At 30.5% G+C, this 1191-nt stretch carries 2 protein-coding genes; both read right to left on the minus strand.

Going from position 1 to position 1191, the window contains the following annotated elements; genetic code table 11:
* Window positions 1–607 (minus strand): nucleotidyl transferase AbiEii/AbiGii toxin family protein (locus tag AB1414_21230; GenBank protein MEW6609934.1); only part of this gene is annotated, 607 nt, incomplete at its 3' end.
* The gene (locus AB1414_21235) at window positions 556–861 is read right to left on the minus strand and encodes a hypothetical protein (protein MEW6609935.1); all 306 of its coding nucleotides are present in this window, start codon (window positions 859–861) and stop codon (window positions 556–558) included. The genes AB1414_21235 and AB1414_21230, both read right to left, overlap by 52 nt.
* Window positions 862–1191: the final 330 nt, after the last annotated feature.

Genomic DNA, 1191 nt, shown 5'->3' on the forward strand with positions numbered 1-1191 from the left:
TAATTTCTTTTACTTCTGACTCAAAAAAATCTTTTACTTTCGCCCAATCGATTTCAATCAACAGGTTAGGCATAGGTTCTTTGTCAGCATCATCAAAATAAGTTAAACTTTTAAGAATGTGAATAATATTATAATTTACACTTTTATATTTTTCTCTAAAGAATCCTAATATTTCCCTGAGATGTCTTTTTTGTTGACAAATGACATATAAATCAATAAAATCTCTTCGACTTCCTCTTGAGGAAATAGCATCTATCTTCATACAAGCAATATCTAAAATATCTGCTACTTTTATGCCCATAAAATCTTTAGTTGAAAACAAAAGTGGATAGGGATATTTAAAAAAACTAACTTTTGTTCCTTCAAATATTCCTATAACTGTATTAGGTGACTTTTTTTCCAATATAAAATCACCTTTTTCTATAAGTCTTTCTATACATAAATTAGTATCAATATCCATTGGTGTAAAGAAATCTAAATCCAATGATTGACGATGTCCTAATTGTAACGCTACTCCTGTTCCACCTACTAAATAATAATCCTTACATAGTAAGCTTAATAATTCCATATTGGACTTTGTTGCTTTTGAAATGACCTTTTCAAACATAAAATTTCCTCTTTATTTAGGTCAAAATATAGGCGCCAGAAATTAGCACTTTTAGGAGATAGTCTTCGAGTGTGCAAAAGTGTATTTTTAATTAGCTGTATAGAAAAACTCTTTATCATCCAGAAAATAGCCTGTTCATCTCCATATTCTAATATTCGCTCAATGATAAAGTTAGAATAGTTATCTTTATTTAGATCTTCGAATGATATATCCCAGAAATATTTTTTTAAATATTTAGGCAACCTATTACTCACCTATCTTCCTCCCCATTTATAAATTTATAGTAAGTATTAACCAGAAGTTCACATTAGTATTGTGGATAGTGGATAGTTGATGGTTGATAGTCTATGAAACTATCAACTATAAACTATAAACTATCAACCATCAACCTTGTTTTTAGCCCTAGTGTCGTGTTGAGTAAGTTTTGCACGGGGCATCATCACGTTTCGTAACCTACAAACGGATAATTGGTAATTGGTAACTGGTTAAATAGATTCGTCGTCAGCTCAGCCAAACGGTATTTAATTACCAGTTACCAATCACCAGTTACCAGAATTAAATTCCGTGCGTTATTTGTTCAACAC

Source organism: bacterium (assembly GCA_040755795.1).
GTDB lineage: Bacteria > UBA9089 > CG2-30-40-21 > CG2-30-40-21 > SBAY01 > JBFLXS01.